Source organism: Nonomuraea basaltis (assembly GCF_005893125.1).
Lineage (GTDB): Bacteria > Actinomycetota > Actinomycetes > Streptosporangiales > Streptosporangiaceae > Nonomuraea > Nonomuraea basaltis.
This window is the reverse complement of sequence record NZ_VCJS01000037.1, coordinates 16,010-35,449: the sequence shown is the minus strand read 5'-3', so window position 1 is coordinate 35,449 and position 19,440 is coordinate 16,010. Positions and strand designations below refer to the sequence as shown.

General features: G+C 70.0%; 22 protein-coding genes. 12 read left to right on the top strand and 10 right to left on the bottom strand.

Going from position 1 to position 19,440, the window contains the following annotated elements:
* Complete coding sequence (locus EJK15_RS19375) at nt 1-906, bottom strand: SDR family oxidoreductase (protein WP_138711850.1); 906 nt, start codon at nt 904-906, stop codon at nt 1-3.
* 380 nt (nt 907-1,286) lie between these two features.
* On the opposite strand from EJK15_RS19375, the gene EJK15_RS19370 reads away from it, so the two are divergent.
* Nucleotides 1,287-2,129, top strand: coding sequence for a PaaX family transcriptional regulator (locus tag EJK15_RS19370; RefSeq protein WP_206060967.1), 843 nt, complete (start codon nt 1,287-1,289; stop codon nt 2,127-2,129).
* A gap of 36 nt (nt 2,130-2,165) precedes the next feature.
* Here EJK15_RS19370 and EJK15_RS19365 read toward each other — a convergent pair whose 3' ends face one another.
* Nucleotides 2,166-2,630, bottom strand: coding sequence for a hypothetical protein (locus tag EJK15_RS19365; RefSeq protein WP_138711849.1), 465 nt, complete (start codon nt 2,628-2,630; stop codon nt 2,166-2,168).
* A 137-nt stretch (nt 2,631-2,767) separates the two neighbouring features.
* Here EJK15_RS19365 and EJK15_RS19360 point away from each other — a divergent pair, with 137 nt between their 5' ends.
* From EJK15_RS19360 to EJK15_RS19345, 4 genes are all read left to right on the top strand, one after another.
* Entirely contained in the window at nt 2,768-3,109 is a 342-nt protein-coding gene (locus tag EJK15_RS19360) for a BON domain-containing protein (RefSeq protein ID WP_206060966.1), read from the top strand.
* Nucleotides 3,110-3,136: 27 nt separating this feature from the next.
* Nucleotides 3,137-4,501 carry an acyltransferase family protein gene (locus EJK15_RS19355; RefSeq protein ID WP_206060965.1) on the top strand — a complete coding sequence of 455 codons (1,365 nt, stop codon included), beginning with the start codon at nt 3,137-3,139 and terminating at the stop codon, nt 4,499-4,501.
* A 57-nt stretch (nt 4,502-4,558) separates the two neighbouring features.
* On the top strand, nt 4,559-4,975 hold the full coding sequence (locus tag EJK15_RS19350) for an SPW repeat protein (protein WP_206060964.1): 417 nt from the start codon (nt 4,559-4,561) through the stop codon (nt 4,973-4,975).
* A 167-nt stretch (nt 4,976-5,142) separates the two neighbouring features.
* Complete coding sequence (locus EJK15_RS19345; protein ID WP_138711847.1) at nt 5,143-5,568, top strand: CBS domain-containing protein; 426 nt, start codon at nt 5,143-5,145, stop codon at nt 5,566-5,568.
* Between the two features lie 93 nt (nt 5,569-5,661).
* On the opposite strand, the gene EJK15_RS19340 is transcribed toward EJK15_RS19345, so the two are convergent.
* Entirely contained in the window at nt 5,662-6,246 is a 585-nt protein-coding gene (locus EJK15_RS19340; RefSeq protein ID WP_206060963.1) for a TetR/AcrR family transcriptional regulator, read from the bottom strand.
* Nucleotides 6,247-6,439: 193 nt separating this feature from the next.
* On the opposite strand from EJK15_RS19340, the gene EJK15_RS19335 reads away from it, so the two are divergent.
* The 4 genes from EJK15_RS19335 (at nt 6,440) to EJK15_RS19320 (ending at nt 8,894) form a co-directional block, all read left to right on the top strand.
* The gene (locus EJK15_RS19335) at nt 6,440-6,907 is read left to right on the top strand and encodes a CHRD domain-containing protein (RefSeq protein WP_138711845.1); all 468 of its coding nucleotides are present in this window, start codon (nt 6,440-6,442) and stop codon (nt 6,905-6,907) included.
* Nucleotides 6,908-7,013: 106 nt separating this feature from the next.
* Nucleotides 7,014-7,262 (top strand): hypothetical protein, encoded by a 249-nt coding sequence (locus EJK15_RS19330; RefSeq protein WP_138711844.1) that lies wholly within the window; start codon nt 7,014-7,016, stop codon nt 7,260-7,262.
* Between the two features lie 93 nt (nt 7,263-7,355).
* Nucleotides 7,356-8,507: an alginate lyase family protein gene (locus tag EJK15_RS19325; RefSeq protein ID WP_206060962.1), complete on the top strand. Its 1,152-nt coding sequence runs from the start codon at nt 7,356-7,358 to the stop codon at nt 8,505-8,507.
* Nucleotides 8,508-8,513: 6 nt separating this feature from the next.
* A complete protein-coding gene (locus EJK15_RS19320) occupies nt 8,514-8,894 on the top strand; it encodes an FG-GAP repeat domain-containing protein (protein WP_138711843.1) in 381 nt (126 codons plus the stop codon).
* Between the two features lie 196 nt (nt 8,895-9,090).
* Here EJK15_RS19320 and folP read toward each other — a convergent pair whose 3' ends face one another.
* A complete protein-coding gene (folP, locus tag EJK15_RS19315) occupies nt 9,091-9,966 on the bottom strand; it encodes a dihydropteroate synthase (RefSeq protein WP_240777062.1) in 876 nt (291 codons plus the stop codon).
* Nucleotides 9,967-10,366: 400 nt separating this feature from the next.
* Here folP and EJK15_RS70700 point away from each other — a divergent pair, with 400 nt between their 5' ends.
* Entirely contained in the window at nt 10,367-10,591 is a 225-nt protein-coding gene (locus tag EJK15_RS70700) for a DUF397 domain-containing protein (RefSeq protein WP_171074409.1), read from the top strand.
* Between the two features lie 14 nt (nt 10,592-10,605).
* A complete protein-coding gene (locus EJK15_RS19305) occupies nt 10,606-10,977 on the top strand; it encodes a hypothetical protein (protein WP_138711841.1) in 372 nt (123 codons plus the stop codon).
* 3 nt (nt 10,978-10,980) lie between these two features.
* On the opposite strand, the gene EJK15_RS19300 is transcribed toward EJK15_RS19305, so the two are convergent.
* The 6 genes from EJK15_RS19300 to EJK15_RS19275 form a co-directional block, all read right to left on the bottom strand.
* On the bottom strand, nt 10,981-13,281 hold the full coding sequence (locus EJK15_RS19300; protein ID WP_138711840.1) for a xanthine dehydrogenase family protein molybdopterin-binding subunit: 2,301 nt from the start codon (nt 13,279-13,281) through the stop codon (nt 10,981-10,983).
* Nucleotides 13,278-14,246, bottom strand: a complete 969-nt coding sequence (locus tag EJK15_RS19295) for an FAD binding domain-containing protein (protein WP_138711839.1) — start codon at nt 14,244-14,246, stop codon at nt 13,278-13,280. Before EJK15_RS19295 ends, EJK15_RS19300 begins: the two co-directional genes overlap by 4 nt.
* Entirely contained in the window at nt 14,243-14,740 is a 498-nt protein-coding gene (locus tag EJK15_RS19290; protein ID WP_138711838.1) for a (2Fe-2S)-binding protein, read from the bottom strand. Before EJK15_RS19290 ends, EJK15_RS19295 begins: the two co-directional genes overlap by 4 nt.
* A gap of 132 nt (nt 14,741-14,872) precedes the next feature.
* Nucleotides 14,873-15,496: a DUF305 domain-containing protein gene (locus EJK15_RS19285; RefSeq protein ID WP_138711837.1), complete on the bottom strand. Its 624-nt coding sequence runs from the start codon at nt 15,494-15,496 to the stop codon at nt 14,873-14,875.
* Between the two features lie 81 nt (nt 15,497-15,577).
* Nucleotides 15,578-15,988 (bottom strand): DUF6153 family protein, encoded by a 411-nt coding sequence (locus tag EJK15_RS19280; RefSeq protein ID WP_138711836.1) that lies wholly within the window; start codon nt 15,986-15,988, stop codon nt 15,578-15,580.
* A 161-nt stretch (nt 15,989-16,149) separates the two neighbouring features.
* A complete protein-coding gene (locus EJK15_RS19275) occupies nt 16,150-17,430 on the bottom strand; it encodes a BtrH N-terminal domain-containing protein (RefSeq protein WP_206060960.1) in 1,281 nt (426 codons plus the stop codon).
* 460 nt (nt 17,431-17,890) lie between these two features.
* Between EJK15_RS19275 and EJK15_RS19270 the strand changes: the two genes are divergently transcribed.
* Nucleotides 17,891-19,414 carry a sensor histidine kinase gene (locus EJK15_RS19270; RefSeq protein ID WP_240777065.1) on the top strand — a complete coding sequence of 508 codons (1,524 nt, stop codon included), beginning with the start codon at nt 17,891-17,893 and terminating at the stop codon, nt 19,412-19,414.
* Nucleotides 19,415-19,440 lie beyond the last annotated feature (26 nt).

Genomic DNA, 19,440 nt, shown 5'->3' with positions numbered 1-19,440 from the left:
TCAGGCTCCCTTGGGAGCGGGGATTCCGTACGTCTCCGGCTCGGCGCCCACGCCCTCGTGCCAGGAGGCGGCGATGGCGTCGGCGCTCCAGCCGCCGTCGGCGTACGCGACGGCCTTCTCGGCGGGATGCGACCACAGCGCCAGCCGGTCGCCGCCGACGCCGACGGCCTGCCCGGTGACGCCGGCCGAGGCGTCCGAGGCGAGGTAGACGATGAGCCCGGCCACGTCCTCGACCGTGCCGAGGCCCTCGTCCTTGCGCAGCCATTCCGGCAGCGGGCGGCCGGTGCGCTCGGCCTCCTCCAGGACCGGCGCGAAGGCGGGGATCGTCTTGGTCATCTCGGTGGCCGCGACCGGCACGACGGCGTTCACGGTGACGTTCGCCCTGGCCAGCTCCAGCGCCCAGGTGCGGGCCATCGCCACGATGCCGGCCTTGGCGGCGGCGTAGTTGGTCTGGCCGAAGTTCCCGCGCTGGCCGGCCGGCGAGGAGATGAGGATCAGACGGCCGCCTTCGCCCTGCTCGCGCATGCGTACGGCCGCCGCGCGGGCGCAGGTGAACGTGCCGCGCAGGTGCACCTCGACGACCGCGTCGAAGTCCTCGTCGGACATCTTCCACAGCACCCGGTCGCGCAGGATGCCGGCGTTGGTCACCAGCACGTCGAGCCGGCCGAACTCCTTGACCGCGGTGTCGACCAGCCGCTGGGCCACCTCGGCCCCGCCGACGGCGCCGACCGCGGCCACGGCCCTGCCGCCCTCGGCGACCACGGTCTCGACGACCTGGGCGGCCGCTACGGCGTCCACGTCGTTGACGACCACCGCCGCGCCGGCGGCCGCGAGGGCCTCCGCGTACGCCCGTCCGAGACCGCGACCAGCCCCGGTGACCACCGCCACCTTGCCCGACAAATCCATCTATTCCACCCCAAACACCGCAAGACTCTGACGACTTCCGTCAATGTAGGGCACTTATATGACCCAGGTCAAAGTTTTGCCCAATATTCGAGCACCCTTCCCGCCCCACCTCACCGCGACAGGGACGGCTTGTGCGACGGCCGGGCGAGCCTGGCCGGTCGGACAACGAGGGCCGGATGCCGGCGCTCGACGCTGCCGGCAGGATCATCCAGATTCGTCCCACACGCGGACCATAAGCCGCCGTTCGACGTTCGGCAATAATCTGCCTGCCGACAAAAATCTGCACACTTTGGTGGCGGCTGACCCTCTGGACGTAGGGCACATTGGCGACTAGCGTCATGGTTTTGCCCGCCATCCCCGCTCCCTCTACTCTCTTGCCTGTGAAGCGCGAGGATGGGCAGGACCAGCCGCAGGTGCCGTCGGCGCGGCCGCAGTCCCTGATGTTCAGCTTTCTCGGCATCTACGTGCTGGGGCGCGACACCGCGGTCTACTCGGGCAGCGTCATCGACGTCTTCGCCCGCCTGGGCGTCTCGGAGGAGGCGGTGCGCTCGACGCTCACCCGCATGGCCAAGCGCAACCTGCTGGCCAGGCACCGCCGGGGCAAAAAGGTCTACTTCGGGCTCACCCCGCACGCCACCGACGTGCTCGAGGACGGGCGCAGGCACGTCTGGGAGACCGGCGCGGTCAACCGCGACTGGGACGGCACCTGGACGCTCGTCGGCTTCTCCCTGCCGGGCAGCGAACGCAGCACCCGCCACGACCTGCGCTCCCAGCTCATCTGGGCCGGGTTCGGGCTGCTGCAGGGCGGGCTGTGGATCGCGCCGGGGACGAAGGACGTCGAGGCGATGCTCGCCCCGCTCGGGCTGGGCGACAACGTCACGGTGCTCCAGGCGCGGGCGCTCAAGCCGACCGAGTCGGCCGACCTGGTCCGCAAGGCGTTCGACACCGACCAGATCGCCCTACGCTACCGGGCCTTCCTCGACCGCTGGGACACCCCGCACCCGCTCCCGTCCGCCGCCGACGACCTGGCCAGACAACTGCTCCTGCACGCCGACTGGCTCCAGCTCGTCCGCCAGGACCCACGCCTCCCGGCCGAGCACCTGCCCGCCGACTGGCCGGCGATCCGCGCCGAGAAGCTGTTCCACACGCTGGCGAGCCGCTACGACCCCAGGGCGGCGAAACTGGCCGAGGCAGTCCTCGATGAGCTCCCGCTACGCCCGTAAAGGCACGGGCCGGCCTGCTCCGGCTGAGCACGCCCGCTACAGGATGACGCGGCCGACGAGTTTCCCGCCGTCCGGCGGGATGGCCAGGCAGTACGCCGTCCTGTTCCGCGGCCAGTCCTCCTCCCGCGGAACGAGTCCGACGACGCCGACCTCGTCCTTCCTCGACGGCACATACCGCATCCTCGGCCCGCACCCGTCCTCCGCCAGCCGCCCCAGCTCGGCCACGCCCGGCCAAGGACCTTCCGGAATGACGTACGTGGTGGCGAACTCCGCCGCATGCGGCACGGCACAGGGCACCACCGTCACCATGACGCTCTCGGGCATGGGGTCGATGCAGTCGCCGGGACGCAGCTCGGTGGCGTGATACCGCTCCCCGGCAACGTTCGCCGCCTCGCCGGATGCCACGGTGGGCGCCGAAGTCCGGTCGGGAGAGCCAGGGGCCGCGGTGCAGCCCAGCAGTGCACCTGCCAGGCACACGACCGCGAGTGAGGAACGGGTCATGAGGCCGGATGATGGCGGTTGGAGATCACATGACAGTTGCGAACCAGGCTCATGAATGCCCCGGCTTACGGACGGAACAATCGGCTCAGCACCACGTGAGTGGTGATAGCGAGGCTCCTCCACGGGTAGGCGGTCCGGTGAAGCCGAGTGAGATCGTGGAGGCGACCATGTATCCGGCCCCGTTCCCGCCCTGGAGCTATCCGGTGGAGCGGTACTACTACGGCTGGTGGGACCCGCAGCAGCCGCCGCCCGAGCCGAACGACCGCGAGATCAAGTCCCAGCTGGTCGACCGGCTGCGGGACAACCCGCACACCAAGGACGCCGACATCCGGGTGGACGTCAAGCAGCGGGTGGTCATCCTGGGCGGCGACGTCGGGAGCTGGCTGGCCAAGCGTGCGGCGGGAGACGACGCCTGGGACACCCCGGGCGTGGTGGACGTCAGCAACCAGCTCGTCATCCGCCAGGGTGCCATGCCGTAAGAACGCCTGTGGGACCGTGATGGCGCCATGGACGTGCCTCCGATGCGGGCCCTGCGCGAGATGCGGCGGCTGGCCGAGCGGACGCCGACGCATCGGGATCGCCATGTCGACCTGCTCCGCGCCATCGCGATCACGGCGGTGGTCGCCGGCCATTGGCTGGCGATGCACGTCACGTACGACGGGAGCCTGCGGGGCGGCAGCGTGCTGGAGCTCGTGCCGTGGACCCGCCCGCTGACCTGGCTGTTCCAGGTCATGCCCGTCTTCTTCCTGGTCGGCGGGTACGCCAACGCCGCCTCCCTCACCGCCCACCGCGACCGCGGCGGCGATGCCACGACCTGGACGTTGCGCCGTACCGACCGGCTCGTCCGCCCCACCACCGCGCTGCTGGCCGTGCTCACCGGAACGGCCCTGCTGGCGCGGGTCTCGGGCGCCGATCCCCGTCTGATCGGCATGGGGGTGTGGGTGGCCGGGATTCCGCTGTGGTTCCTGGTGGCCTACCTGGCCGTGGTGGTCCTCACGCCGCCGATGCACGCCCTTCATCGCCGGTACGGCCTGGCCGTGCCGATCGTGCTGGCCGTCCTGGTCGGCGTCGGCGACGTGGCCACGTTGGCGCTGGGTGTTCCCGTTGTGGGACAGGCCAATTTCCTGTTCGCCTGGCTGAGCGTCCATCAGCTCGGCTTCGCCTGGCAGGACGGGCGCCTGCCCGCCCGGTGGAGCGTCGGCTTGCCCCTGGCGTTCCTGGGGCTGGCCGTCCTGGTGGTGCTCACCGTGGTGGGCCCGTACCCGATCAGCATGGTCGGGCTCACCGGCGAGGAGGTCCAGAACACCTCCCCGCCCACGCTGGCGCTGCTGGCGCTGGCCACGGCCCAGACCGGGCTGGCGCTGTCGGTCCACGACCCGGCCTGCCGGTGGCTGCGGCGGCTGCGTCCGTGGACCGTCGTCGTGGCGGTCAACTCGGTGGTCATGACGCTCTTCCTGTGGCACATGACCGCGGCCGTGCTCGGCGCGATGGCGCTGTACCCGACGGGCCTGCTGCCGGCCCCGCCGCCCGGATCGCCCACGTGGGTGCTGCTGCGGCTGCCGTGGCTCATCGTGCTGACCCTGATCCTGGGCGTGCTGGTCATGGTGTTCGGGCCTGTCGAGCGGCGCGCGGGTCCTAGTCCCGCTCCGGGAGCCGCAGCGGGGGCGATGGCGGGCGTTGTCACCCTCCTCGGCATGGCCGGCGTGCTGGGCGGGCTCCTCGGCGTCGCGATGGCCGGGCCGGGAGATCACGGCCCGGCCGGCCTGCCCACCATGGCCTTGATCGGCTACTTCGCCGGCGCCGCCGTCCTGCGTTTCGCCCGGTCGTTCGCCGCCGCCCGCCATCTGTATGCGTCAGCTCCCCCCGGGTAGAGGAATGCGGGAGACGGGAGAAGGTCCCGTCATCGCAAATGGGAGGTGATGTCACCGATGACCCGCGAAATGGAGCGGCATCCGGACATCATCCGCATGCGGGAAAGTTACGAGATAGCCGCGGCCAATCCGGCAGTTCAACTGGCGGACGGGCTGACCCTGCTGGCCGGGCTGTTCCTGGCGCTGTCGCCGTGGATCGTGGGATTCACCACCATCGAGACGCTCACCATGAACAACCTGGTCACGGGGATCTCCGTGGCGCTGCTGTCGCTGGGCTTCAGCTCGGCCTTCGGCCGCACCTACGGCATCGCCTGGACGGCCCCGCTCATCGGAGTGTGGACCATAGTGGCTCCGTGGCTGATTAGAGGTGAGGCCGATACCACCACGACGATCTACACCAACGTGATCGTCGGCGCGATCATCGTCATTCTCGGCCTGGTCACCGTGGGCATGGGCATGACAAGAAGGCGGTGAGATCAGGGTCCGGGCCGGAGAACCTCCGGCCCGGTCCCGTCAGCCCCAGGGTAACGAGTGCAAATCGCCAGGTCACAGCCGTACCACCGGGTGGCCCCAGCACTGATCCGCCATGTGTTGGGTAGGGCATTTTTGAAGGCCCATCAATCTTCTCGGGGAGGCAGAAAATGGGCATCGGCAAGACGGTTCAGGATGTGATGCACCAAGGAGCGGAGTGCATCGGCGAGCGCGACAGCCTGCGCAGGGCGTCGCAGATGATGCGCGACCTCTCGGTCGGCGCGTTGCCGATCTGCGGGACCGACGACCGGCTCAAGGGGATCATCACCGACCGGGACATCGTGATCAAGTGTTGCGCCGAGGGCAAGGACCTCGACCAGACCACGGCGGGCGAGCTCGCTCGCGGGCTGGTGTGGGTGACGGCCGGCAGCAGCGTCGAAGAGGCGCTGGAGAAGATGGAGCAGCACCAGATCAAGCGCCTGCCCGTGATCGACAACCACCGGATCGTGGGCATGGTCAGCGAGGCTGACCTGGCGAAGGAGCTCCCGGACAACAAGCTCGCCGAGTTCGTCCACCGGGTCTACGCACCCTCCTGACGCGGTCGCCGGACGCGGCCCGGAGCAGGGACGGTGATCGTATTTCCGATACGGTCGCCGTCCTCGTCTTTTGGGTGACCCCCACGGATCTGGTCAGCAGTCGTTGAGGAGGATATTGCGGAGCGTGCGGGTCAATTGGCGGACGAGATGCTCGGGGGACATCTCGGCCAGGGGCCCCTTCTTGACGACGTAGCGGCTGAAGGTGACGCCGATGAGGTGAGCGCCCAGGAGGTCGATGCGTTGTTCGGCGTCGGGGCCGGTGATGAGCGTCTTGTAGGAGTCGATGCTGCGCTGCCGCATGGCCAGGTACAGGTTCGTGGCGGCCTGCTCGTCGGAGGCGGCGCTGCGGATGAGGGCGATGAACGGGTCGGTGCCGTCGGCGTTCTCCATGCGGTCGACGTACGCCTGCGCGATGCGTTCAGGGAGGGTCTCCGGGGAGCCCGGCATCAGGTCGTCCAGATCCCTGGCACCGGGCATCGCGGCGATGAACAGCTGCTCCTTCGAGGAGAAGTGCCTCATGACCAGGCCGTGCGTGACACCGGCGCGCTGGGCGATCTCCCGGATGGTGGCGCGGGCGTAGCCGCGCTCGGCGAACGCGGCGCGGGCCGCGTCGAGGATGGCCGCCCGGCTCGCGTCCGGATCGCGCCTGCGCTTCTTGACGGTCGGTTCGGTGTTCACAGGGCTAAGCGTACATCTGGTCATTAGAGATGGAGCTGATCGCGCCGGTCCCCGGCAGCAGCGCCGCGTGCTCTTCCGCGCCATCCCGTACCGGGATCGAACGGGAGTGAGCACCGAGTGGCCTGGAAAGTGAACAGCTCGGCCCGCGATCCTCTCTTGGGCGCGCGATGGGCGCGCCCTGAGGGAGGATCTGATGATCAAGCTCAACGGATCGAGGACGACCGCCGTGGCGGCCGCCGCGATCTTGGCCGCCGGCTGCCTGGCGACGCCCGCCGCCGCCGAGAGCGGCGCGGGCGTATATCTGGCCGCGACCCTGCTCGGATCGAACGAGGTGGGCAAGGGCGACAACGACGGCGGCGCGGTCGCCATCTTCCACATCACCGGCAACAAGATCGAGTACGCCATCCAGTGGAAGGGCATCGCCACCCCGACCGCCTTCCACATCCACCAGGGCAAGGCGGGCAAGAACGGGGACGTCAAGGTCCCCTTCTTCGGCGAGAAACTGCCCGGCTCGCTCAGCGCCGTGATCGGCGTGGCCCGCGCCGACTCGGGCCTGCTCAACAGCATCAAGAACAAGCCGAAGAACTGGTACACCAACCTGCACACCGGCGACTTCCCCGACGGCGCGGTCCGCGGCCAGCTCATGAAGGGCGGCTGGTAGGAATCTACTCTTGCATCAGGCAAGGATCCTGCTACCGTCGATGGGCAGGTGAGCCGGGAAGTCTGGTCGGCACTGTTCTGCCTTACCGGCAGAAAGGCCCCGGCGGATGACCTTCTCACCGGCTCCCGAGGGCGAATCCGGCAGTCAGGACATGGCGCAGGGCGTGTCCCCCTTCCAGGCGTACCAATGGATGTGCGGGCCGGTGACGGTCCTCGACCTGGCGGGCTCCCTGACCGGCCCCAGCGTCTCCATGCTGCAGAAGTCCCTGGCGCCGGCGCTCGCCAGGCGCAGCACGCCGTTCCTCGTGGTGGACGTGACGAAGGTCCAACCGTGGGTACGGTACGCGGCGCTATAGCGGCCGATGTCCACGGCGCGAAGACGTTGACAGCTGAGTTGACAGCTGAGTCGGCGGCTGGCTGAATGGACGTCCGCGCCTGGAAGGAAACCCGTGCGTCTCGCTCGCCCTCTCGCCGCCATCATGCTCGTGGCCGCCGCCTTATCCGCCCCGCAGCCCGCGCAGGCGGCCCCGTTCAAGCATCCCGGCGTCCTGGTCAGCCGCGCACAGCTCGACTTCGTCAAAGCCAACCTCGGCAAGGAACCGTGGAAGTCTGCCTGGAACGCTCTGCAAAAGAGTTCGTACGCCTCGCTGTCCTACACGGCCAAGCCCCGCGCCGTCGTGGAGTGCGGTATGTATGGGAACCCCGACCACGGCTGCTCGGACGAGCGTGAGGACGCCAATGCGGCCTACACACACGCCCTGCGGTGGTACCTCACCAAGGACTCCCGCTACGCCAAGAAGGCGATCCAGATCATGGACGCCTGGTCAGCCGTGATCACCGAACACACCGGGAGCAACGCGCCGCTACAGATTGGCTTTGCGGGCGCCAACTTCTCCCGCGCCGCCGAACTCATCAAGCACACCTACACCGGCTGGACCCAGGCCGGCCGGTTCGCCGGCAAGCTGCGCACCGTGTACCTCCCGACCGTGATCGCCGGAAAGCCCAACAACCAAGGCAACTGGGAACTGATCATGACCGATGCCGCCATCGGCATCGCCGTGCACCTGGACGACCGCGCCTCCTTCGACCGAGCGGTCACGACCTGGCGCGGCAGGCTGCCCGCCTACATCTACCTCAAGACGGACGGCTCGCTGCCCAAAGCGCCACCGAACAGCAAGCACGACACCAAAGCCGAGATCATCGAATACTGGCACGGGCAGACGAAGTTCGTGAACGGCCTGGCCCAGGAAACCTGCCGCGACTTCGGGCACACCGGATGGGGCATCGCGGCCATCTCCCACGTCGCAGAGACGGCCCGCCACCAGGGCGTGGACCTGTACGCCGAGGCCAAGCACCGGCTGCGATTCGCGATGGAGTTCCACGCTCGCCTGCAACTGGGCGCGACGGTGCCATCGTGGCTGTGCGGCGGAAAGGTCACCCCCGGCCTCGGGCCGAACCTCGAAGTCGGCTACAACGCGCTGCACCAGCGTTTCGGATACGACATTCCCAATGCCGAGAAGTGGGTGAAGCAGAAGCGCCCGGTCGGTGCCTCGCGCTTCCTGGCCTGGGAGACCCTCACCCACGCGAACAACCCGCGCTGAGCCGCGATGAGTGGATCGGCCACGCCGGACTTCAACTCCGACGGCGTGGCCGACATCTTCTCGGCCGCCACCGGAACGCTGACTGTCTGGAACAGCGAGGGCGGCAACAAGTTCGGCCCGGCCACCGCGATCAGCTCCGGCACCAGTTCGCTCTTGGTGTGGCAACGGCCGCCCGCACACCGCACACCTACGGGCCTTGCCCACCACACCGGCCATCCACCGCCACCACCACGGCGACGGCCAGTGGGCGGGCTCGACGTGCGTCCCACGATCGACGCGGCCCTGACCGCGTTCGCGAAGCTGAAGGGCTGGCCGGTCAGGTCTTGCGGGCGACTGCGGCCACGACGTTGTACGGGTCAGGAGGGGGGCACGTTCCCCTCCACCTAGCGTCTTTTAAGGGCTCTTTTGGGAACCCCTGCGGGCCAGCGCCGCACTGCGTGCCTTCGGCCCGCTCGGCTCGCCGTAGAACCACGCTTGTTCTCTGCGGAAAATGGCCGCGCAGCCGTGGCCGGCCCAACTCGCTTAACGCTCGCCCTCCGGGCGCCTGAGGCATTAGGGGCGGGCCACGGCCGCTCCTACCGCACTACCTTTCCCTCAGGCCCAGGAGCGATTCCGCTGCTCTCATCGCAGCAACATTTCCACTGACATCATGAACACGCACGATGCGCGCCCCCTGGTATACGCAAGCGGTGTTAGCCGCAATCGTCCCGATTCTCAGCTCTTCGCTGCCCCGCTCCGCGCCGATGCTTTCCCGGATGAAATGCTTATTGCTTGTTGCGACTAGTACTGGATATCCAAGGGCCGCAATCTCTGACAGTCTGCGAGTCAGCTCGTTTGAATGTTTCGTAGTCTTATTCAGATCGTGGCCGGGGTCTATCATTATTTGCTCTGGTTTTATCCCGGACCCCACCGCGAAGTCAGCCCGCTCCCGCAGATAGTCTCTCACTTCGCCTACGACGTCGCCATACGTCGGCGCCGCTACTACTTGCCCCGGCCCTCCCAAGCTATGAGTAATCACGACGCTCATCCCTGTCTCAGCCACAAGGCCCGCCATCCCCGGCGACCGCAAGCCGTAGGTGTCGTTCAGCACGTCCGCCCCTGCCTTAAAGGCGGCCTCCGCCACCTCTGGCAGATGAGTGTCCACGCTGATCACCGCATCAGTCATTTCCCGGATGCCCCTGATCACCGGCACCACTCGCTCTATTTCCTCCAGCTCCGACAAGGGTGGCTGATCAGAGCGGAAGGCGCGGCCTCCTACGTCTATCCACTCCGCCCCTTCCCCTAGCGCCCGTTCCGCTCTCCCAATCGCCTCACTTACTTCCATCGACCTATTCGGGTCCAGCCCGCTATTCGGCGTGCGATTCACAATCCCCATCACCACTATGTGCCGCGCAAGGTCGAACGTCTTCCTTCCCACTCTCCGAACCGGCGCTATAAGCTCCGGGTAGTAGCCACGCACTATTTCTCCCTCTTTTGTAGTGTATTATCCAGCGCAGCACCACGAAGAACCCGATGAATCCCGCCCCGATGAGAACCACCGTCGTTATCGCTTGCGCCCAGCTTTCTATCCGAAAAACCGCTGGACCGCTCGTCCCCGAGCCGCCGCTACCCGATTGCGCCGCTACGTCACTCACGGTCGTAACTCCCGAGCGTGTCAGGTTCCCGCCCGTGCACCCCCGATCACTCTAACTGTGACCGTGACCTTGAGGGAGCTTTTCTTGCAGTCCCCCGATGTAGGGCGACTTCATTCATCGCCGAATTTCCCTTATGGGTATCAAGGGGCGGCGCTATGCGCCGCCCCTGCCAGCGCGGGCATGCGGCCTGGAGGCCGGTCCTGCGCTGGCAGCGACTTACCCCGCTTGAGCCCCAGTGACCTGCCCTTTTCTTGCCGCATCTCGTCGCCGGCTGAACTCGCTTTCGCTCGCCCTTCGGGCGCCTCCGAGTTCGCCAAACTCCCGCACGGCACCATCGGCTTGAGGAACAGCCGCTTCCCTCACGGACCCGTCCTGATCCACACCGCCGACGAGATCGCCGAGCTGATCGCAGAGATCAAGGCTGGTCAGCTCGATCGCCTTATTCACTAGAGCGCGGGTCCGGCATGAGCGCCTACGCCACGGTCCCGTCCACGATCGCCTACGCCAACGAAGAGGTGACGGATCCGATCTACTTCGAGTGGCACAACCACGAGTACCGGCTGACCTACGTCAGATCCCGGCGTGGCGATTGGATGCACGGGATCGTCCTCGGTCGTGTGAAGGATCTGCGGAACATGAGCCGCTGGAGTTGCATCCCTAAGGCGCTGGAGGAATGCCCCATGCTCCAGGAGGACGCCACGCTGTGCACAGTGGCATCGGTCACCAGCGCGGGCGTCTTGGCGGATCTTTACGCACCGGGGATTGATCCGATCGTGCCCGTCTTGACCCCGCCCCGGGGAATCCACCAGAGCGGAATGTCCCCGGGCGAGCTATGAGCGTCACATCACCTTGTCGGGGGTGATGGGGAGGCTGCGGACGCGCCTGCCCGTGGCATGGTAGACGGCGTTGGCGATGGCCGCGGCCGCTCCGACGATGCCCAGTTCGCCGATGCCCTTGGCGCCGAGCGGGGTCTGCCGGTCAGGCCGGTCGACGAAGCGGATGTCGATGTCCGGTACGTCGGCGTGCGTCGGCAGGTGGTAGTCGGCCAGGCTGCGGTTGACGATCCGGCCGGTGCGCTCGTCGAGCTGGGCCTCCTCGGTGAGCGCCATGCCGATGCCCATGATGATGCCGCCCCGCATCTGGCTGGTGGCCTGCTTGGGGTTGACGATCCGGCCGCCGTCGAACGCCCCGACCCACCGGGTCACGCGTACCTCGCCGGTGAGCTCGTCGACGCGTACCTCGCAGAAGTGCGCGCCGTAGGAGTAGGTGCCGCGCTTGATGGTCTGGTACGGCGGTGCCGAGCGCCCCCCGACGGTCACCGCCTCCCGTCCGGCCCGGGCCAGGATGCGCTCGTAGCTCTCGCCGCGGGGCTCGCCGCGGACGTACAGGCCGCCGTCCCGCGTCTCGACGTCGTCCGGGGACCGCCCGGCCAGCGGCGAGTCCGCGCCTCGGGCGAGCGCGAGCAGCTCGCGCACCAGCTTGTCGCACGCGGCCCACACGGCGGAGGCGAGCGTGGTCGTGGCGGCCGAGGCGCCGGGGACGCGGGTCGCGGCCACGTCGGAGTCGCCCTGCTCGAAGCGGATCCTGTCCAGCGGCAGGCCGAGGCGCTGCGCGGCGGCCTGGCTCTGCGCGGTCGAGGTGCCGGCGCCCAGCTCGTTGGTGGCGCTGCTGATGGTGACCGTGCCGTCGGCCGCGAGCCGGAGCGTGACGCCGGCGAGGAGGAGGGCGTCGGGGTTGATCGCGGCCGACATGCCGTAGCCGACGAGCCAGTGGCCCTCGCGCAGCGCCCGCGGCGAGTCCGGCCGCGCCGGCCAGCCGAAGGCCTCGGCGCCGAGCTCGTACGCCTCCCGCAGGTGGCGGCTGGTGAACGGCCGCCCGCTCGCCGGGTCGCGGTCGGGTTCGTTACGCAGGCGCAGCTCGAGGGGGTCGAGGCCGAGCCGCCAGGCGAGCTCGTCCATGGCCGACTCCACGGCGAACGAGCCGGGCGCGACTCCCGGGCCGCGGAAGAAGGCGTTCTGGATGCGGTCCAGGCGTACCACCTGCTGGCGGGCGCGGACGTTGGGGCAGGCGTACAGGTGCCGGGAGACGATGGCGGCCGCCTCGGCGAACTCGTCGCCGGTGCACGGGGCGAGCGCGTCGTGCTCCAGCGCCGTGAGCCGTCCGGTCGCGTCCGCGCCGAGCGCGACGCGGCTGCGGGTCGGGGCCCGGCCGCCGGTCATGGTGAACATGCCGGCGCGCGTGAGCGCGAGCTTGACGGGCCGGCCGGCGAGCCTGGCCGCAGCCACGGCCAGCGAGACGTGTGGCCAGGCGCAGGTCTTGCTGCCGAACCCGCCGCCGATGTACGGGGCCAGCACCCGGACGTTCTTCTTGGGCAGGCCGAACTTCTTGGCCAGCATCTCCTTGACGCCGTACGGGTACTGCGAGGCGTCGAAGACGGTGAGGCGGTCGCCCTCCCAGTGCGCGATCGTGGCGTGCGGCTCCATCGCGTTGTGGTATTCGAGCGGCGTGGCGTAGACGGCCTCCACGGTGGCCGCCGCCGCGGAGAGCGCGGCCTTGGTGTCGCCCCGCCGCGTCACGGGCTCCTCCAGCACGGCGTGCGCCGGCGTGTACGGCCTGCCCGACGGGAACGCCAGCGCGGCGGGCCGGATCTCGTAGTCGGCGTGGACCAGCGCGGCCGCGTGCTCGGCCTGCTCCAGGGTCTCGGCGACGACGACCGCGATCGGCTGGCCGGTCCAGAAGATCTCGTCGGTGTTGAGCACCGGCACGGTCATGGCCGCGGCGCCGAGCGGCCCCTGCAGGGTGGCGTACGCCGGGGTGCGTTTCATGCGCGGCGCGTTGTGCTCGGTCATCACGAGGACGACGCCGGGTGCGGCGGCGGCCTCGGCGGTGTGCACGGCGGTGACGCGGCCCTTGGCGATGGTGCTGCCGACCACCACCGCGTGGGTCAGGCCGGGGAGGTCGTGCTCGGCGGTGTAGCGGATGCCTCCGGTGGCCTTGGCCAGGCCGTCCAGCCGGTCGGCGGGGCGGCCGATCTCGCCGGGCAGCCCGGCCAGCGGGTCGGGGCGCCCGTCGGGGAGCAGGCGGGACAGCTTGCCGAGCACCGCGGAGCCGGCGGTGTAGGCGCGCGAGGTGATGCTCATGAGGTGGTCTCCTCCAGGGCGCGTCGGACCAGGCGGGTGGCCAGCTCGGGTTTGAACGCGTTGTGCGCGCGCGGCCGGGCGCCGGCCACTGAACGCTCAGCCGCGCGCCGCAGCAGGTCGTCGTCCACCGCCTCCCCCCTCAGCAGTTCCTCGGCCTCGTGGGCGCGCCACGGCTTGTGGGCCACGCCGCCCAGCGCGATCCGGGCCCCGGCCACCCGGCCGTTCTCCACGTGCACCTGGACGGCCGTGCTCACCAGCGCGAAGGCGTACGTGGCGCGGTCGCGTACCTTCAGATACACCGAGCGGCCGGGCCGGGCGGCGGGCAGGTCGATCGAGGTGATCAGCTCTCCCGGTGCCAGCACCGTCTCCACGTGCGGGGAGTCGCCGGGCAGGCGGTGGAAATCGGTCAGCGGCACGGCGGCGTCCCGGCCCGCGATGTTGACCGTCGCGTCGAGCGCGGCCAGGGCCACGCACATGTCGGACGGGTGCACCGCGATGCAGCTGTCGCTCGCGCCGAGGACGGCGTGCATGCGGTTGAACCCCTCCAGCGCGTCGCAGCCGGCGCCCGGCACGCGCTTGTTGCAGGCGGCGGCGCGGTCGTAGAAGTAGCCGCACCGGGTGCGCTGCAGGATGTTTCCGCCGACGGTGGCGCGGTTGCGCAGCTGCGGCGAGGCGCCGTTCATGATGGCCTGGGCCAGCATCGGGTAGCGGCGGCGGACGCGCGCGTCGCCGGCCACCCGCGTGTTGCGGGCCAGCGCGCCGATCCGCAGCCCGCCGTCCGGCAGCTCCTCGACGCCGTCGAGCGGCAGCCGCGTGATGTCCACCACGTGCTCCGGCTCCTCGATGCCCGCGCGCATGAGATCGACCAGGTTGGTGCCGCCGGCCAGGAACCTCACCTGCTCGGACGCGGCGAGCCCGATCGCCTCGGCCGTGCTGGTGGCGCTGGTGTAGGAGAAGGGCCTCATCGGACGACCTCCCGGAGGGCGGCGACGATCCCGTTGTACGCGCCGCACCGGCACAGGTTGCCCGCCATGCGCTCCCTGATCTGGGCCTCCGTCAGCGCCGCCGGGGCCTCGCCCAGCGCGCTCGGCACCCCGGCCTCGACCTCGGCCAGCATGCCGACGGCCGAGCAGATCTGCCCCGGGGTGCAGTAGCCGCACTGCAGGGCGTCGTGCGCCACGAACGCCTCCTGCACCGCCTTCCCGACCTGATGGGACGACATCCCCTCGATCGTCGTGACCTCCGACCCCGCGCACTGGACGGCGAGCACCAGGCAGGAGTTGACGCGCTCGCCGCCGAGCAGCACCGTGCACGCGCCGCACGCCCCCTGGTTGCAGCTCTTCTTGGTCCCGGTCAGCCGCAGGTGCTCGCGCAGGCAGTCGAGCAGGCTGACGCGGGTGTCCAGCTCCAGCTCGTGATCGCGCCCGTTCACCGACAGTCGCGTTCGCTCGGATGGCATCTCGCCTCCATATCTCGTACATCCATGTACGGGTTATGGGCCCGACTATACCCCCTGGTCGTATTGAAGGGCCTATTGCCGCCCACCGAGCCCGGTGCGGCCCGCACCGTCCGGTGCGGGCCGCACCATGCGCTACAGCCGCTCGAGGATCTTCTGCAGCTGGGCGACCTCGGCCTGCTGGGCCGTCTCGATGGTCTGGGCCAGCTTCTTGGCCTCGGGGTCGGCCCCCTGCTGCTGCTCGGTGCGTGCCATCTCGATGGCACCGTTGTGGTGAGCGATCATCAGCTGGGCGAACCGCCGGTCGAACGCGGCGCCCTTGGCGCTCTCCAGCTTCTTCATGTCGTCCTCGGACATCATCCCCGGCATGCCGTGGTCCATCCCGTCCATCCCGCCGGACGGCATCGGCCTGCCCCATGTGGTGAGCCAGCCCCGCATGGTCTGGATCTCCGGATCCTGCGCGGCCTTGATCTTCGCCGCCAGCTCCTTGATCTCCTTGTCCGACGCCCGGGTCTCCGCCAGCTCGGCCATCTCGACCGCCTGCTGGTGGTGGGGGATCATCATCTGCGCGAACATCACGTCCGCGTCGTTGAACGTCGCCCCCGGCTGGGTGGTCTCCGTCACCGTGGCGGACGCGCTGCTGGACATGCCGGACATGTCGTGCGCGCTGGTCGACGCAGTGTCGGCGCCGCCACAGCCGGCGACCAGCACGAGAACGGCCCCCGCCGCCACGGTGGCGGCCGGGATACGCATATTCATGAACATGGTGATTCCTTTGGTGATGTCGCGTTCAGGCCCATATCGCGGACCAGCCCGAGGGTCGTCCGCCGATAATTCGGCCTATATGCGCATCACCGAGAGCCGTACGAGGCTCGGCGCCACGCGGCGCGGCGGCGACCTGGCGACCCCGCCCGCCCAGCACGCTCGCACTGCCGCCCGGGTGGGCCAGCACAGCGCCGCCGCCCAGGCGGCCGCGAGCAACAGGATGAATGCCGAGGTCAGCACGGCCAGGCACATGGTGCCCGGGTCGAACCGGAACGAAACCACTGAGCCGATCACGACCCCGTCGGCCGGCGCCGTCATGAGCGGTTCCGCATGCGGCATCGACGACGATTGCGGCCGGGCGCCGTCGCCGTGAGCGGCCGCTCCGTGACCGGAGGAGAGGTGGCCGAGCGTGTGCATGCCCAGCACGCCGAGCACGAGCAGCGCCAGCAGGAAGGGGCGAAGCAGCCGCTGAGCAGGTGGCCGCACGATCCACCCCCATCCACAGGTCGCCGTAGTAATGAGGACCAGGATAGTTGGCCACAGGCCTGTCATCGCGGCAATGGCTCGACTATGCCAGATCGTACTGGTGCTGAATCGGCCCGGTCACCAGTCTCCGGCCTCCGGGCCCATTTCGTGAACGCGCTTGGTCAGCGAATGAGCGCCGCCAGCCGGGCGATCGCGGCCGTCTCCGCCTCGTAGATGGCGCCCACCCGTGCGCTGAGGCCGGCGAAGAGGGCGGCCGTGTCGGTGGCGGCGAGCGAGTCGTTCGCGGCGGCGCGTGCCTGCCACAGCAGCCGGCCGGCCGCGGCGGCCTCGTCGCCGCCCGCGCTGCCGTCCGCCATGACGCTCTCCTTGATCGCCGCGGTCAGCTCGCGGATCCGGGCGAACTCCGGCACGTCGGCCGGCAGCGCCGCCTCGGCCAGCTCGTGCCACAGGGCGTGAATCTCCCTGAACCGGCCCGCCAGCCCGGCCAGACCCGGCTCGGCCAGCAGCAGCGCGGCCTCGTCCAGCGAGTCGGCGAACAGCTCCCGCAGGTTCCCGCCGTCCATGCCGACCGGCTCCGCGCCCTCCCACACCGACAGGAGGGCGCCGGCCAGGCCGCGACCGTCGGCGAAGACCTTCGGCCAGGCCTTCGCGTTGCGGGTGTCGACCAATAGCCGCGCCCACTTGCGCCAGGCGGGCAGCGAGAACGAGTCGGAGGCCGCCGACAGGTGCGCGGCGCAGTCCCGCAGACCCTCGCGGGCCGCGCCGGCCAGCGCCGCCTCGTCCAGCTTGGCCTCGCCGAGCACGTGCGTCACATTCCGGTACGAGCCCACCCGCGCCCGCGCGGCGTCCAGCCGCTCTCTCGGGATGCGGATCGGCGCCTGGCCGCGGTCGTCGAGGTAGACGCCGCTCTCGTCGCGCCGGTAGGCGACCACGGGCCCGCCGCCGTGCCCGTCCAGCGAGGCGGGCAGCCGCCAGTAGCCGAGGTGGTAGCGGTCCGGCAGGATCACGCACGGCCGCCCGGCGTCCAGCTCTGCGGCCAGCCGGTCGCCGGCGCTGCGGATCCCGGCCGTACGGTGCTCCTCGTACGGCACCCCGAGCCGGCCGAGCGTCTTGCCCATCCACCGGTCGTGGTACTGCCACTGGTTGCGGAACCCCAGCGTCACGTGGCGGGAGTGGTCGTGCTTGAACTCCCACAGGATGTAGCCCGCACCGATGCCGCCTCCGGCCAGGAACACCAGCGGCTCGCTGACGACGGCGCCCTGGTTGACCAGGACGGCGGTGATCGCCGCGCTGGACGGATGCCGCCCGCCGACGAACCGCCAACCCGTGTCGGAGTGCGTCTCGGCCCTGCCCACGACGTGGGTGCGGGCCGTGGTGTAGCTCTCGCCGGTCTTGGCCATCCGCGCCCGGATGCGTGCCTTGAGCTGCTTCTTGCTGGTCATGACGGATCTCCCTGCGGCCGTCGCCAGGACCCGGCCCACGCCCGCGGCCCGTGGCGGCCGCGAAAGGATCGCCGGCCGGTCGAGACCACGCTCCCGAGGCCCATCGCGTCCCCTTTGCCTCCGCGGCCGGCGCATCGCGTGGGGACGCGCTCAGGAGGTTGGGCGGGAGAGCACCGCCACGCATCGGATCGTAATACACGCCGGGACGCATCGCTGCTCTCTGTTGTTATCCGTATGCCAAGTGCTACGGTTTGTCCCCTGTTACCCACGATGTCCGTGGGACGGCAGCGCAAAGTTCCCCTGCCATGCGGCGGAATGCCCCGGTTCAAGGCGGCCGCAGCATGCCTGGCCGCCACGGCCCCAAGGACCACCGATGTCAGCACCTGCACCCCCTCCCCGGCGAACGCTCACACCCAAAGAACAGGCCGTCACCGCATTGGCCTGTGCCTCATTGATCACGGTGGCCGCCTGGCTGTGGGTGACGTTAGCGGCGCCCGCCGGCGCCGAAGGAGCTGTCGCGGCCGTCGGCGGCGGCGCGGCCATCCTGCTGTCCTGCGCCGCCGCGATCGTGGCACACCAGGCCGCCACCGCTCGCCTGCTGCGCGAACGAGCCATGCAGGCCGCCCGGCTGGAGGCGGAGGCGCAGTGGCTGGCTACGGAGATTCTGCCCGCTCTCGGCCGCAGGGCCCGTGAGGGGATGCCCACGGTGGACGCGCTCGCCGGCGTGCCGCGGCCGTCCGGCGGCTCGCTCCACGAGCTGCTGAAGGCGGCCGGGCACGAGCTGGACCTGCTGGCCAGGGAGGCCGCAGACGCCAGGGCGGCCGGCGCGGTCCTGGAGGGCGAGGTCGTCAGGCTGGCCGACGAGGCGCTGCCCGAGCTGGTCAAACGCATGCAGACGAACCGGCTTCCCGCGGACGCCGCGCTGCGCGAGGTGCGGCAGCCGGTGCACGGTCCGCTGCGCGGTCTGCTGACCGAGACGGCCCGGCAGCTCAGTGAGGGCGAGCGCAAGGGCGCGGCGGCGATGCGGGCCTGTGCCGGCGCCGCCGCCCGGGTCCAGGCCCAGTCGACGAGCCTGCTGGCCCGGCTGCGCGAGCTAGAGGAGCAGTACGGCGACCACGAGGACGTCTTCGCCGACCTGCTGGACCTGGACCACCGCGTCTCCCAGCTGAGCCGCCTCGCCGACAACATCGCCCTGCTGAGTGGCGGCCGTTCCGGGCGGAGGTGGACCAGGCCGATCCCGATGGAGAGCATCCTGCGCGGCGCCATGGGCCGCATCGGCGCCTACCGGCGCATGCGGATGCACTCCACCAGCACGGTCGCGGTCGCCGGGTACGCCGCCGAGGGCGTGATGCACACGCTGGCCGAGCTGATGGACAACGCGGCCGCCTTCTCCGCGCACGGCACCGAGGTCCACGTGTACGTGGAGGAAGAGGACACGGGCGTGGTCGTCACCATCGAGGACAGCGGCCTCGGCATGCGCCCCAGGGAGCGGCAGCGCGCGACCAAGCTCGTGTCCGAGCCCCTCGACCTTCGGACGCTGTCCGGGACCCGGCTGGGCCTGGCCGTGGTCGGGCGCCTGGTCGACAAGTACGGCCTGACCGTCAGCTTCCGGCCGTCCGCCAGGGGCGGCACCGGTGTCGTGGTGCTGGTCCCGCGCCGGTTGATCACCCAGCCTGGCCCGGCCGTCGAGCCGCCCGCCGCCGAGCCGCCGGCCCGGCCCGCCCTTCCCGAGCCCGTGAACGCCGAACCGGACTCCGAGCGACCGGACGAGTCCGAGGCGACGACGCTGCCCAAGCGGCGTCGCGGCCAGACGCTCGCCGAGGCGACCAGGACCGCGCACGTGCCGGCGGCCAGACCCGTACGGGACGGGCGCGATCCGGCGGCCAGACCCGTACGGGACGGGCGCGATCCGGCGGCCAGACTGGCGGCGTTCCGGCAGGCGGGCGAGCGCGGGCGTACCGCTCCATCGAGCTCCGACTCCTGACCGGCTTTCGTTTCACAGATAGGAGG

Excerpts from the sequence above, each read along its gene's own strand:
- EJK15_RS19375 (WP_138711850.1), bottom strand. The coding sequence starts at position 906 with ATGGATTTGTCGGGCAAGGTGGCGGTGGTCACCGGGGCTGGTCGCGGT.
- EJK15_RS19365 (WP_138711849.1), bottom strand. The coding sequence starts at position 2,630 with ATGACCCGTTCCTCACTCGCGGTCGTGTGCCTGGCAGGTGCACTGCTG.
- EJK15_RS19355 (WP_206060965.1), top strand. The coding sequence starts at position 3,137 with ATGGACGTGCCTCCGATGCGGGCCCTGCGCGAGATGCGGCGGCTGGCC.
- EJK15_RS19350 (WP_206060964.1), top strand. The coding sequence starts at position 4,559 with ATGACCCGCGAAATGGAGCGGCATCCGGACATCATCCGCATGCGGGAA.
- EJK15_RS19345 (WP_138711847.1), top strand. The coding sequence starts at position 5,143 with ATGGGCATCGGCAAGACGGTTCAGGATGTGATGCACCAAGGAGCGGAG.
- EJK15_RS19335 (WP_138711845.1), top strand. The coding sequence starts at position 6,440 with ATGATCAAGCTCAACGGATCGAGGACGACCGCCGTGGCGGCCGCCGCG.
- EJK15_RS19330 (WP_138711844.1), top strand. The coding sequence starts at position 7,014 with ATGACCTTCTCACCGGCTCCCGAGGGCGAATCCGGCAGTCAGGACATG.
- EJK15_RS19320 (WP_138711843.1), top strand. The coding sequence starts at position 8,514 with ATGAGTGGATCGGCCACGCCGGACTTCAACTCCGACGGCGTGGCCGAC.
- EJK15_RS19305 (WP_138711841.1), top strand. The coding sequence starts at position 10,606 with ATGAGCGCCTACGCCACGGTCCCGTCCACGATCGCCTACGCCAACGAA.
- EJK15_RS19300 (WP_138711840.1), bottom strand. The coding sequence starts at position 13,281 with ATGAGCATCACCTCGCGCGCCTACACCGCCGGCTCCGCGGTGCTCGGC.
- EJK15_RS19295 (WP_138711839.1), bottom strand. The coding sequence starts at position 14,246 with ATGAGGCCCTTCTCCTACACCAGCGCCACCAGCACGGCCGAGGCGATC.
- EJK15_RS19290 (WP_138711838.1), bottom strand. The coding sequence starts at position 14,740 with ATGCCATCCGAGCGAACGCGACTGTCGGTGAACGGGCGCGATCACGAG.
- EJK15_RS19285 (WP_138711837.1), bottom strand. The coding sequence starts at position 15,496 with ATGAATATGCGTATCCCGGCCGCCACCGTGGCGGCGGGGGCCGTTCTC.
- EJK15_RS19275 (WP_206060960.1), bottom strand. The coding sequence starts at position 17,430 with ATGACCAGCAAGAAGCAGCTCAAGGCACGCATCCGGGCGCGGATGGCC.